Source organism: Kineococcus sp. G2 (genome assembly GCF_037154035.1).
GTDB lineage: Bacteria > Actinomycetota > Actinomycetes > Actinomycetales > Kineococcaceae > Kineococcus.
Window position 1 is genome coordinate 1 of the sequence record NZ_JBBBEM010000031.1, and the last position, 11,830, is coordinate 11,830.

At 77.2% G+C, this 11,830-nt stretch carries 9 protein-coding genes; 4 read left to right on the forward strand and 5 right to left on the reverse strand.

Annotated elements, in window-relative coordinates; translation table 11 throughout:
* Window positions 1-49: 49 nt before the first annotated feature.
* Both V9U69_RS06860 and V9U69_RS06865 read right to left on the reverse strand, forming a co-directional pair.
* Window positions 50-1,102: a TerC family protein gene (locus V9U69_RS06860; RefSeq protein ID WP_442907644.1), complete on the reverse strand. Its 1,053-nt coding sequence runs from the start codon at window positions 1,100-1,102 to the stop codon at window positions 50-52.
* A gap of 246 nt (window positions 1,103-1,348) precedes the next feature.
* Window positions 1,349-2,515, reverse strand: coding sequence for a PucR family transcriptional regulator (locus V9U69_RS06865; protein ID WP_337060690.1), 1,167 nt, complete (start codon window positions 2,513-2,515; stop codon window positions 1,349-1,351).
* A 327-nt stretch (window positions 2,516-2,842) separates the two neighbouring features.
* Here V9U69_RS06865 and V9U69_RS06870 point away from each other — a divergent pair, with 327 nt between their 5' ends.
* The 4 genes from V9U69_RS06870 to V9U69_RS06885 all read left to right on the forward strand — a co-directional run bounded on the left by V9U69_RS06870 (window position 2,843) and on the right by V9U69_RS06885 (window position 6,996).
* Complete coding sequence (locus V9U69_RS06870; protein ID WP_337060691.1) at window positions 2,843-4,180, forward strand: M15 family metallopeptidase; 1,338 nt, start codon at window positions 2,843-2,845, stop codon at window positions 4,178-4,180.
* Entirely contained in the window at window positions 4,180-5,034 is an 855-nt protein-coding gene (locus V9U69_RS06875) for a glycerophosphodiester phosphodiesterase family protein (protein ID WP_337060693.1), read from the forward strand. The genes V9U69_RS06870 and V9U69_RS06875 overlap by 1 nt, the downstream gene beginning before the upstream one ends.
* Entirely contained in the window at window positions 5,031-6,455 is a 1,425-nt protein-coding gene (locus V9U69_RS06880) for an MFS transporter (RefSeq protein WP_337060695.1), read from the forward strand. Before V9U69_RS06875 ends, V9U69_RS06880 begins: the two co-directional genes overlap by 4 nt.
* Before the next feature lie 193 nt (window positions 6,456-6,648).
* Window positions 6,649-6,996, forward strand: coding sequence for an RNA polymerase-binding protein RbpA (locus tag V9U69_RS06885; RefSeq protein ID WP_242124666.1), 348 nt, complete (start codon window positions 6,649-6,651; stop codon window positions 6,994-6,996).
* 86 nt (window positions 6,997-7,082) lie between these two features.
* Here the strand turns inward: V9U69_RS06885 and V9U69_RS06890 are convergent, their stop codons facing one another.
* From V9U69_RS06890 to V9U69_RS06900, 3 genes are all read right to left on the reverse strand, one after another.
* Window positions 7,083-7,769, reverse strand: a complete 687-nt coding sequence (locus tag V9U69_RS06890) for an FxsA family protein (RefSeq protein ID WP_337060697.1) — start codon at window positions 7,767-7,769, stop codon at window positions 7,083-7,085.
* Entirely contained in the window at window positions 7,766-9,466 is a 1,701-nt protein-coding gene (gene lnt, locus V9U69_RS06895; protein ID WP_337060699.1) for an apolipoprotein N-acyltransferase, read from the reverse strand. The genes V9U69_RS06890 and lnt overlap by 4 nt, the downstream gene beginning before the upstream one ends.
* A 510-nt stretch (window positions 9,467-9,976) precedes the next feature.
* Complete coding sequence (locus tag V9U69_RS06900; RefSeq protein WP_337060700.1) at window positions 9,977-11,653, reverse strand: amidohydrolase; 1,677 nt, start codon at window positions 11,651-11,653, stop codon at window positions 9,977-9,979.
* Window positions 11,654-11,830: the final 177 nt, after the last annotated feature.

Consider the following 11,830-nt stretch of genomic DNA (forward strand, 5'->3'; position numbering starts at 1 on the left):
GGGGGCCGGCACCGCGGTGCGGTGCCGGCCCCCGGGTCTCGCGCGAGGGTCAGGGTCGCCGGTCGCCACCGGTCGCACGGGATCCCGTGGCGCTGTGACCGGCGCCGTCCGCGCTGCCCGGGGCGGTGCCGTCCACGGTGCCGTCGGCACCGTCACCGGCGGTGGCGCTGAGCTCGTCCTGCTCGCGGTCGCGCGCCGGGTCGCGCTCCTCGGCCTCCACGTGGGGGGCCGGCTTGCGCAGGCTGAGGACGATGGCGAGCGTCAGCGAGACGATGATGACGCCGAGGCTGAGCCAGGTGGGCACGTGCGGGATGGCGGGGCTGATGATCTCGTGGCCGGCCTGGAAGAACAGCTTCACGCCGATGAAGGCGAGGATGAAGGCCAGCGCCTTGCTGAGCAGGTGGAAGCGCTCCAGGAGGCCGGAGAGCAGGAAGTACAGCGCTCGCAGGCCGAGGATGGCGAAGGCGTTGGACGAGTAGACGATGAACGGGTCGCTGGTGACGGCGAGGACGGCGGGGACGCTGTCGACGGCGAAGAGCAGGTCGGCGGCCTCGATGGCGGCGACGACGGCGAGCAGCGGGGTGCCGAAGCGCTTGCCGGCTTCCTTGATGAAGAACTTCTGGCCGTGGTACTCGTCCTTGAGGGGGATGATCTTCCGCAGGAGGCGGACGCCGAAGTTCTGGCTGGGGTCCATCTCCTCGTCGTCGTCCTTGAGCATCTTCCACGCGGACCACAGCAGGATGGCGCCGAAGACGAAGAGGACGGCGGTGAAGCGCTCGACGATGGCGACGCCGAGGCCGAGGAAGATGCCGCGGAAGACGAGGGCGCCGAAGACGCCGAAGAACAGCACGCGGTGCTGGTACTCGCGGGGCACCTTGAAGTAGCCGAAGATGAGCGCGAAGACGAAGAGGTTGTCGACGGACAGGCTCTTCTCGAGCAGCCACGCCGTCGTGTAGGCGGTGCCGGCGTCGACGCCGTAGACGGCGAAGATGATGCCGCCGAAGACCAGGGCGATGGCGACCCAGACGGCGCTCCAGATCCCTGCTTCCCGGAACCCGATGACGTGGGCGCCGCGGTGGCCCAGCAGGTCGACGAGGAGCATCACCACGATGACCGTGGCGAACGCCCCCCACGCCCACAGGGGCACGTCGAGGTTGAGGTCCACCAACTGCCTCCTAGTTCGGTGCGTGTCGTTCGGTGCGTGTTCGGTGTGCCTCGGCCGCGCCGGGGTGGGCGTGGTGGGCTCCCCCTCCATGGTGCGGGCAGTCGGCGGATTCCGGCGGGTCGGGAGGTGGACGAGCTCTCACCCCCTTCCTTGCCGAGCACCGGCAAGGAAGGGGGTGGCGGGTCACGTCTCGGTGTCGTCGGGCCAGCCGAGGGCGCGGGCGGCGAGGACGGCGGCCTGCAGGGCGAACCGGCCGGCGGCGTCGGTGGGGTCGGCGCCGGTGAGGTCGCGCAGGCGCGTCAGGCGGTAGGTGACGGCGCGCACGGACAGGTGCAGGCGGCGGGCGGTCTCGGTGGCGTTGCCGCCGGCGGCGAGGTACGCCTCGATGGTGCGCAGCTGCGGTTCGGGTCCGCCGCGCACGTGGCGCAGGGGTTCGAGGAGGGTGCGCACGAGGTCGCGGGCGGCGGCGCGGTCGCGCAGGAGGACCTCGTGGACGACGAGGTCGGCGGTGTCGGCGACGGGGTCGCTCCAGCGCAGCCGGCGGGCGAGGTCGAGGGCGCGCCGGGCCTGTTCGTAGGACTGCACGACGGCGCCGCCGCCGGTGCCGGGGCGGCCGACGCCGGCGCGCCAGCCGGTGCGGTCGGGGGGGCCGAGGACGGTGCGCAGCCGCTCGAGGACCTGGCGGACGGCCTCGCGGTCGGGGGCGGCGGAGACGACGACGATGGCGCCGTCCTTGGTGGCGACGAGGGCGTCGGCGTCGGCGGTGCTGCCCTGCAGGCGGCGTTCGAGGGTGGCGAGGAGGGCGGAGCCCTCGGTGTAGGCGGTGCCGGCGCGCACGACGGTGACGGTGTGGGGCGCGGCGAGGTCCAGGCCGTAGCGCTGGGCGCGGGTCACCAGGCCCGGGACGTCGGAGGTCCCGGTGAGCAGGTCGTCGACGAACTCGCGGCGGGCGGACTCCTCGCGGCGCACGAGCTGGCGGCGGGCGAGCTGGTAGCCCTCGGTGAGGGCGGCGACGGCGTCGTCGGAGGCGCGCAGCAGGACCTCCCCGGCGTCGACGACGGCGCCCGGGTCGGCGCCCGCGGCGGCGCCGGCCACGGGGGGCAGGTGCCGCCACAGGCGCCAGGCGGCGGAGAGGTAGAGGTCCAGCAGGGCCCGCAGGGCGACGCCGGCGCCGGCGGCGCGCTCGCCGACGGCGCGGTACCGGGCGGTGCGGTGGGCGGGCAGTCGGCGGCGGTCCAGGACGGCGGTCCAGACGGCGTCGAGGAAGTCGCCGAGGAGGGCGGGGTCGACGCCGCCGGCGTCGTCGGCCGCGGCCGCGGCGACGGCGGCGAGGGTGCCGGGCGGTGGCACGGGTGCGCCCGCGGGGCCGGTCGGGCCGGGGGGGCCGGGTGTCGTTCGGCCGGGGTGCACGGTGCGACTCTGCCAGCTGCGGGGACGGGGCGCGGTGGGGGTGCGCGGCGGGACCGTCGGTAGCCGTGAGTGTGAAAGCAGTCACAAAAGGTGTCCACAGCTTCGTGTCGGTGGTCGAGGTGTCGACACCGCGGGGGGTAGTCTCCCGGCCGGACGGACCTGCACGGGTCCTCCACACCGGTGCGGCAACCGCACCGGGACCCGCCAGGTGCCCGCCGCCGACCGAGTCCGCTCGCTGACCAGACCCGCGCCCCCGACCCCCTGGACGTGCTGATCGTGCTGATGCCCTCCCGCGACGTCGTCGCCCCCTCCCCCGCGGTCCGCCGCACCCCCGGCCCGGTCCGCTCCGGCCGGCGCGCAGGTCGCCCCGTGGCGCTGCTGGCGTTCGCGGCGCTGGGGGCGGGCTGCCTGGTCGCGGGGGTGCCGCAGGGTGCGGCGGTGGCCTCCCCGGTGGGTGCCGTGCAGGCCCCCTCGGCCGAGGAGCTGGCGGCCGCGCGCGAGGCGGCGGAGCGTTCGCGGGCGGCGGCCGACTCGGCGCAGGAGCAGCTGGCGGCGGCTCAGGCCGCGCTGGACGCGCTGGCCGCGCAGGCCGGTGCGGCGCTGGAGCGGTACCAGGCGGCGATGGAGGCGCAGGCCGCCGCGGTGGCCGAGGAGGCCGCGCAGCGCCAGCGGCTGGCCGAGGCCGAGGCCACGCTGGCGGAGGGCAAGAAGGACCTGGGCCAGTGGGCCTCGCAGGCGTACCGCGAGGGCGGGTCGCTGCGGGAGTACTCGAGCCTGGTGACGGCGCTGCAGCAGACCCCGACGGACGAGACGGCCAGCGCGCTGGCGTCCGTCAAGCGCATCGGTGACGGCCGCAGCAGCGCGGTGGACGCCTACCAGGAGGCCCAGCGGGTCCAGGCGGACGCCACCGCGCGCGCGGAGGCGGCGGCCGCCGAGGCGCGCAGGCAGGCGGAGCTGGCGGTGGCCGCCAAGCAGGAGGCCGACGCGCTCGTGACGCGCCAGCGCGACGAGGTCGCCGCGCTGGCGACGCTGCAGCAGACGACGGCGGGTGCGGCGCTGACCGACGAGCAGCGCGCGGCGAACCTGGAGAAGGCGAAGGCCGAGGCGGAGGCGCGCGCGGCCGCAGCGGCGGCGGCGGCGTCGTCGGGCACGTCGGTGTCCGGCGAGCTGGTCGGGCCGGTCGGTGAGTGCACGGGAGCGTCGACGGCCGGGTACGCCAACGGGCTGATCCCGCGCAGCGCGCTGTGCTCGCTGTGGGACGCACCGGGCCACGTGCTGCGCGCTGACGCGGCCGCCGCCTTCAACCGGCTCAGCGAGGCGTTCGCCGCGCAGTTCGGCAAGCCCATCTCGGTGACTGACTCCTACCGCACGCTCGCGGGGCAGATCGACGTGGCGCGGCGCAAGCCGGGCCTGGCGGCGCGGCCGGGCACCAGCCGGCACGGGCTGGGCATCGCGGTGGACCTGGGCGGCGGCATCCAGAGCGCCTCCTCGGCGGAGCACACGTGGATGGACCGCAACGCCGCGCTGTACGGCTGGATCAACCCGGGGTGGGCGCAGAACCGCGGCGGTCAGTTCGAGCCGTGGCACTGGGAGTACGTCGGCTGATGCCGTCCCCGGCGCCCTCCGCGCGGGTGCCCTCGGCGCGCGCGGGTGCGGTGCCGAGGCCACCGGCGCGCCACCCGTTCTGCGAGCACCCCGGCCCGCTGGCGGTGGCGCACCGCGGGTTCGCCCCCCGCGGTGGGGAGAACACGACGGCGGCGTTCGCGGCCGCGGTGCGGCTGGGCTTCCGGTACCTGGAGACGGACGTGCGCGCCACGGCGGACGGGCGGCTGGTGGCCTTCCACGACGAGCGCCTGGACCGCGTCAGCGACGTGTCCGGGCGGCTGGCGCAGCTGCCGTGGTCCGTGGTGCGCCGCGCGCGCGTGGCCGGCGGAGAGGGCGTGCCGCTGCTGGAGGACGTGCTCGCCTCCTTCCCCGCCGCGCGCTTCAACGTGGACGTCAAGACGCCCGCCGCCCTGGAGGGTCTCGGGGAGGTGCTGCGCCGCACCGGCGCGCACGGCCGGGTGCTGCTGACCTCGTTCGGTGAGCGGCGCCGGCGCGCAGCGCTGGCGGAGGCGGGGCGGGACGCGGCCGGGGTGGTGCCGGCGACCTCCGCGAGCCTGCCGCTGACGACGGCGGCGCTGGCCGGGGTCCGCGCGCGCCGCGCCGCGCTGGTGCGGGCGGCCCTCGCCGGCGTGGACGCGGTGCAGGTGCCGGTGCGCCACCGCGGGGTGGTGGTCGTCTCGGAGGCGTTCGTGGACGCGGTGCACCGGGCGGGCGCGCAGGTGCACGTGTGGACGGTGGACGAGGCGGTGCAGATGCACGCGCTGCTGGACCTGGGCGTGGACGGGCTGATCACGGACCGGGCGGACGTGCTGCGCGAGGTGCTGCTGGCGCGCGGGCAGTGGGTGCCCGCGTGAGCGGTCCCGCCCCCGGCCCGCCGTCCCCGGCGGCCGTGTCGGCGCCTGCGCCGCTGCGGCGGGTGCGGCGCAGCTGGTACGTGTACGACTGGGCGAACTCGGCGTACGTGACGACGACGCAGACGGTGCTGTTCGCGCCGTACCTGACGGTGCTGGCGCGCCGGGCGGCGTGCGGGCCGGTCACCGAGGGCTGCACGCGCACCCTGTCGGTGCTGGGCGTGCAGGTGGCCCCCGGCTCGTTGGCGCTGTACACGACGACGGTGGCCACGCTGCTGTCGGCGCTGCTGCTGCCGTTCGCCGGGGCGCTGGCGGACCGGGTGCGCCGCCGCAACCGGTTGCTGGGTGCGTTCGCGTGGCCCGGTGCCGCGGCGGGCACCGCGATGGTGGCCCTGGGCGGGGACCGGTGGGAGCTGGGGGTGCTGCTGGCGGTGGTGGCGACGCTGTCGCTGACGGCCTCCAGCGTGGTCAACGACGCCCTGCTGTGCGACGTGGCTGCCCCCGCGGAGCGTGACGCGGTCTCCTCGCGCGGGTGGGCGGCCGGTTACCTGGCGGGTTTCCTGCTGCTGGGGGCGAACCTGGCGGTGGTGTCCTCCCCGGGCGCGCTGGGCCTGGACGACGAGGGGGCGGTGCGCGTGTCCCTGGCGTCGGCGGGCCTGTGGTGGGGGGTGTTCACGCTCGTGCCGGTGCTGGGGTTGCGGCACCTGCCTGCGCGGGCCGTGCCGGTGGACGGGGCCGCTCGCACCGGCGGCGGGCGCGCCGGTGCGGTGGTGGCGCCGCTGCGGCAGCTGGTGCGCACGTTGCGGGGCCTGCGCGGCTACCCGCAGGCGCTGCGCTTCCTGCTGGCGTACTGGGTGTTCAACGACGGCATCCAGACGGTGGTGGCGGCGGCGAGCGTGTACGGGCAGGAGCAGCTCGGCTTCGGCTCGGCGCAGCTGATCACGACGGTGCTCATCGTGCAGGGCGTGGCGTTCGGCGGGGCGCTCGCGTTCGGCTGGGCGGCGCGGCGGGTGGGCGCCCAGCGCGCCGTGCTGGGCGGCCTGGGGTTGTGGGTGGTGGTCGTGCTGGCGGCGTTCGCGGTGCCGCGCGGGGCGTTCGGGGCGTGGCTGGCGCTGGCGGTGCTCATCGGGCTGGTCCTGGGCGGTACGCAGGCGCTGGCCCGCTCGATGTTCAGCCGGCTGGTGCCCGTGGGCGCCGAGGCGGAGTACTTCGCCCTGTACCAGGCGGGTGAGCGCGGTACGAGCTGGCTGGGCACGCTGGTGTTCGGGCTGGTCGCGCAGCTGACGGGCTCGTACCGGCCGGCGCTGGTGGCGCTGCTGGCGTTCTTCGTGGTGGGTGCGTGGCTGCTGGCCCGGGTGGACGTGGCCGCGGGGGCCCGGCAGGCCGGTCAGGTCGAGCCGGTCGTGGCGGTGGCACCGCGCTGAGGGGGTGACCTCGCGCTACGTGCGGCCACAACTACATCACCTTCAGTCACCTTCTCGCTCCGCTGCGCACACGACCTCCACACGTTCGCCGACTCCCCACCGGAACAGGCACCCCTCGTGCGGCGTTCTACCCGGCGAGTCCCCTTCCCCCCGGGTCCGCGGGAGGGCAGGGAACCGTACGTGGGGAGGTCACATGAGCGAGCGCAACCTGCGGGGGTCCCGGCTCGGGGCCGCCAGCCTCGAGAGCGAGTCCGGCGTCGAACTGGCCGAGCGCCAGCAGATCAGCTACCACTGCCCCAACGGCCACACCACCGTGGTGCCCATGTCGCTGGAAGCCGACGTGCCCGCGCTGTGGGAGTGCCGTTGCGGGGCGGAGGCGCTGCGCACCGACACCGAAGCCCCCGAGAAGAAGAACGGCAAGCCCGCGCGCACGCACTGGGACATGCTCCTGGAGCGGCGCACCATCGCCGAGCTGGAGGTCCTGCTGGACGAGCGCCTGGAGCTGCTGCGCAGCCGGGAGCTCATCAAGCGCAGCGCCTGATCAGCGCACCGGCGAGACGGGGCCGGCCCACCGCGACGGTGGGCCGGCCCCGCTGCGTTTCCGGGGGGGTGCCGCACCGGCCGGGCTCACCCGCCGCGGTGGCGGCGCTGCCACCCGCCGGGCACGTCGTGACCGTCGTCGACGAGCTCGCCCTCGACGACCTCGCCGTCCACGGAGCCCTCCTGCACCACCTCGCCCTGCACCACGGGCCCGTGCGGCCCGTAGCGCCCCGTGCCCGGGTGCGCGCCCGGGACGGCGTCCGGGTCCAGCCCCGCCCGGCGCAGCGCACGGCGCACCCGCGAGCGCACCAGGCGCACAGCGAGCCGGCGCAGCAGCGCCCGGGTCGGCGGCAGCAGGCACACCAGCGCCAGGACGTCGCTGAGCACCCCCGGCAGCACCAGCAGCGCTCCCCCGGCCCCCACCAGGACGGCGTCACCCATCCGGCCCGCGTCCGGAGCACCGGCGACCGCACCGGGGAAGGCGCCCGGCAGGGGCTGGGCGGCGGTGCGCAGCGCCCCCAGCGCGCGCCGGCCGGCGCGGCGCAGCACCAGCGCGCCCGCGAGGGTCTCCACCAGCAGCAGCGCCAGCACACCGGCCCCCGTGATCAGGTGCGACAGCTGCGCCAGCAGCCACACCTCCACCGCCAGCAGCACCAGCACGCCCAGCAGCACCGCGAGGACCCGGTGGTGCGCTCGCCGCCCGGCCGCGCGCGCTCCGGGGTGAGCGCCGGGCCGGGGACCGGGCTGGGAGCCGGGTCCCACGGGCAGGTTCACAGCGTCACCGGGCTGCCGGCGCGCCGGGCGGTGGACGCGCCGCCACCGGTGCCCGCGCGACCGCCCCGCCCGCGCGCCGGTCGCGGACCGCGCCGCGCGGTCAGCAGCAACAGCGCTCCCGCGGCGCTGAGCCCCAGCTCCGGTGCGGCGCCCAGGCGGGTGGCGAGCGTCTGCGTCGATCGCAGCACCACGTCGCCCTGCAGGACGGCGGTGGTGAACAGCTCGGTCTCCTGGTGCGCGGTGCCGTCGGGGGTGATCAGCGCGCTGACGCCCACGGTCGAGATCTGCACCACCGCGCGCCCGGACTCCACCGCCCGCAACCGCGACATCGCCAGCTGCTGCACCGCCTCGTCGGAGTAGCCGAAGGTGGCGTTGTTCGTCTGCACCACCAGGAACCGGGCCCCGGCGCGCACCGCGTCGCGGACCGTGTCGTCGAAGGCGACCTCGAAGCAGATGACGTCGCCCACTGGCACCGTGCGCCCGTCGGCCAGCGGCACCCGCAGCACTCCCACGGAGTCGCCGTGCACGAAGTCGCGGGTGACCAGGTCCACCTTGTCGGTGAACGTCCGGAAGAACGAGCGGTACGGCACGTACTCGCCGAAGGGCGCCGGGCGCTGCTTGACGTAGTGGCGGCCCGGGTCGGTCATGGCTCCGTCGAGGCCGTCCTCGGGCGTGGCGAGCAGGCCGGTGTTGGACACGAAGCGGCCGGGGCCGTCGACGACCGCGCCCACCAGCACCGGGGCGTCCACGGCCTGCACGGTGCCCTCGATGACGCGCTCGGCGTCGGCGTTGCCGTAGGGGTCGATGTCGCTGGAGTTCTCCGGCCACAGCACCAGGTCCGGCTGGGGCGCCTCGCCCGCGGCGACCTGCTCGGCCAGCGCCCGCGTCGCGCGGGCGTGGTTGTCCAGCACGGCGCGGCGCTCGGCGTTGAAGTCCAGGCCGGCTTCCGGGGTGTTGCCCTGCACGGCGGCGACCCGGACGGTGCCGTCCTCGGCGGCGGTGGGCCGCGGCACGAGCGCACCGGCGGCGGTGACGGCGGCGGCGGCCAGCACCGCGGCGGCCGCGGGCAGCACCCGCGGGGTGCCGCGCACCGCGCCGGGCGGGGCCGGCAGGCGCAGCAGGGCGCGCACGCCCGCGGCCAGCAGGGCACCGGCCAGGGCGACGGCGAAGGTGACCAGGGCGGTACCGCCCAGGGCGGCCAGCGCCACGGTGGGGGCGTCGGCCTGGGAGAACGCCAGCCGGCCCCACGGGAAGCCCTCGAACGGCACCCGCGCCCGCAGCGCCTCCACGCCCACCCAGCCGCAGGCCACGGCCAGCGGGCCCAGGTGCGCCCGGGCGCGCTGCAGGCGCGGCAGCAGCGCCCCCAGGAGGGCGTAGAACGCCGCGCACGCCGTGGCCAGGGCCGTCCAGGGCAGCAGCCCGACGTAGGTGCCGCTCCAGGCCAGGTGCGGCACCAGGAACGCCCACCCGAACAGCAACCCCGCCAGCGCGCCGCGACGCGCCCGCACGCCACCGGTGGCCAGCGCCAGCAGCGCCACGCCCACCGGGGCGCTCCACCACCAGCCGGCGGCGCTCAGCGCACCGGGGAAGGCCGCCCACACGGCCAGGCCGCCGATCACCGCCAGCAGCGCCGACACCAGCGGGGCGGGGCTCGGCGACGGGGTGCTCACCGGGGTGGGGCGCGGGATGCGGGGCACCGCTCGAGGGTACGCGTCCGCGCGCACGACCGGGTCGCACCCGGTTCGCACCGGGTCCCCCCGGTCGGCGCGGTCGGCGCGGACGCGCTCGGGTCGGCGAACAGGTCGGGCCCGCCGCGCCCCTCGTGCCGCCGTGCACCCCGTCGGCTACGAGGTGCACGCCGTTGTCTAAGGGCGCGCGGACCCGACCCCGCCCACTCCGGCCGGTCGGCCGGCACCCGCCGTCGCAGGTGGTGCGGCTGCGGCGGCGCGTGGTCGGCCGGACCGGCCGGCTTCCCCGTCGTGGGCTGCCTTGATGAAGCTACTCGGACACGCTGCGCTGTCAACCTGGCCCTGACCTGCGACGACGCCCGTCTGCGCAGGTCAGGGCACCGTCGAGCGCCGCCGATCCGCACCCGGCCGCGGCGTGTCGGGCGCCCGGCGCGCTCGTGTCCGGTGCGTGGCCGCCGTGCGGCGCGCACCCGCCGAGGACCCCGCTGGGACCCCGCTGGGACCCCGGTGGCGGGCTCGTCAGCGGCTCAGGGCGTCGTGCACCAGCACGCCGTCGACCGCCGTGCGCAGGCAGCGGGGGGCGGGTGCGCCCGGGGAGAGGTCCGGCAGGCCCGGGGTGCCCGAACGGGCGTCGGTGCTCCAGCCGGACAGGCGCCGGTCCGGTGCCTGCACGATCAGGTCCCCGGCCGACCACACCGCGTAGGTCGCCGGCGCACCCGGGCGCAGCACTCCCGGGTGCGCGCGCCCGGCCAGGCGGTGCCCGCCGCGCGTGTGGGCCAGGAACGCCGCCCGCACCGACACCGCGTGCTCCTCGCGGTGCGGGAAGGCGGCGGCGCGCACCGCCCCCCACGGATCGAACGGGGTCACCGGCGTGTCCGACCCCAGCGCGAGCGGCACCCCGGCCGCGGCCATCGCCGCGAAGGGGTGCAGCGCCGCGGCGCGCGCCGGGCCCAGCCGGCGCTCGTACAGACCGCCCGGCCCGCCCCAGGCCGCGTCGAACGCGGGCTGGGCCGAGACGCCCACCCCCAGGGCCGCCAGCACGGCGACCACGTCGGCACCGGCGGCCACGGCGTGCTCCACGCGGTGCCCGCGCGCGGCGACCGCAGCCGCCCCCAGCTCGTCGGCGACCGCCCGCAGCGCTCCGGCCAGCAGGTCCAGGGCGGCGTCGCCGATGGCGTGGAAGGCGGCCTGCGCACCGGCGGCCGTGCACGCCCGCAGGTGCGCGCGCACCGCGTCCGCGTCCAGGTGCAGGCTGCCGCGGGTGCCGGGGGCGTCGGCGTAGTCCTGGCTCAGGGCGGCGGTGCGCGAGCCCAGGGAGCCGTCGACGGACAGGTCCCCGCCCAGGCCGGCCAGCACCACGCCGTCGGCGGCGAACGCGTCCAGCACGGCCCGGGCCTCGTCGGCGTCGGTGACGGCCTGCGCGTGGTACGGCACCACCTCCGGCAGCGGCTCGCGGCCGGCGGCGCGGTCAGCGGGTACGCCGGTGCCGGCCAGCGCCACCAGGGCGGCCAGGTCCCCCGGTGGCCCGAACGCGGCCGCGGACATCTCGTGCACGGTGCCGATGCCGGCGGCGGCTGCCGCGCGCAGGGCGGTGCGACGGGCGGCGTCGGCCGCTGCGGGGCTCAGCGCCGCCCAGCGGGCCGCCAGCGCCGTCTGGTGCTGCGCACCGCGCACCAGCGCGTCCTGCCCGTCCCCGGTGCCGGCCGCGGGCAGACCCGCGCGCGCGGCGAGCCCGGTGGAGACCAGGGCGCTGTGCCCGTCGGTGCGCGACAGGTGCACGGGGGCGCCGCCGGCGGCCGCGTCGAGCTGGGCGCGGGTGGGCAGGTCGGGGACGGCCCACCGGCTCTCGTCCCAGCCGGCGCCGGTGACGAGCTCCCCGGGCCGGGCGCGCGCCGCGGCGGCCACCGCGCTCAGCACGTCGTCCGCCGATCGCGCCGCGGACAGGTCCACCCCGGCGGTGCGCAGGCCCGTCTCGGTCAGGTGCACGTGGGCGTCGACGAAGGCCGGGGTCACGAGCGCGCCGTCGAGCTCGACGACCTCCTCGTCCCCCCGCGTCCAGGCACCGGCCGCCTCGTCGGGTCCCACCCAGGCGACGGTGCCGCCCTCGACGAGCATGGCGGTGGCGAAGGGGTCCGCGGGGCTGTAGACGGCGCCGCCGCGGTACAGCCGCCGGGCGCCGTGTTCGGGAGCGTGCACCTGCGCAGACTAGGGAGAGCGGCCGGGGGTTGGTGCTCCAGGTTCCCCCGTTCCGCAGCACCTCGAAGTGATTTGAGGTTTTTTACCCTCGATAAGCAGAAGTTACATTGACATCTGAGGTTCACCCGGTCGTGGGGGGGGGGGGGGGGGGGGGGGGGGGGGGGGGGGGGGGGGGGG

Bases quoted from the DNA above. Each gene is read 5' to 3' on its own strand.
- V9U69_RS06860 (WP_442907644.1), bottom strand. From the start codon at position 1,102: ATGCTCCTCGTCGACCTGCTGGGCCACCGCGGCGCCCACGTCATCGGG.
- V9U69_RS06875 (WP_337060693.1), top strand. From the start codon at position 4,180: ATGCCGTCCCCGGCGCCCTCCGCGCGGGTGCCCTCGGCGCGCGCGGGT.
- V9U69_RS06885 (WP_242124666.1), top strand. From the start codon at position 6,649: ATGAGCGAGCGCAACCTGCGGGGGTCCCGGCTCGGGGCCGCCAGCCTC.